This window comes from Paraburkholderia sp. SIMBA_054 (assembly GCF_046534875.1).
In the GTDB taxonomy this organism is placed as follows: Bacteria; Pseudomonadota; Gammaproteobacteria; order Burkholderiales; family Burkholderiaceae; genus Paraburkholderia; species Paraburkholderia hospita.
Map to the genome: position 1 here is coordinate 1 of NZ_JAWRXV010001316.1, position 250 is coordinate 250.

The window sequence follows — 250 nt, forward strand, 5'->3', positions numbered from 1 at the left end:
GCTTAATCCTCCGTTTGTGCCGCAAATGTACGGCGGCGAAGCGAAGCGAGGTACGCCGGACAAGGCCGGGCTTGAGGCGCCCGACGCGGTGACGCAGAACCTCGCTCTCGGCAATTCCTACGCAAAGCCGCAATGGGTTCGGATGCCTGATCCGCCGAACTGGGATGTGACGCCGGACGCGATCAAGAACCAATTCAATGCGGGAAAGAGCGTCGATGACCAGACCAACGCAGTGCGCGCTGATTTTCCG

At 60.8% G+C, this 250-nt stretch carries 1 protein-coding gene; it reads left to right on the forward strand.

Translation table 11 applies throughout. The features are described 5' to 3' along the window. The coding region (locus SB822_RS59350; protein ID WP_410859408.1) for a DUF3274 domain-containing protein at nucleotides 1–250 on the forward strand (250 nt) is incomplete at both ends.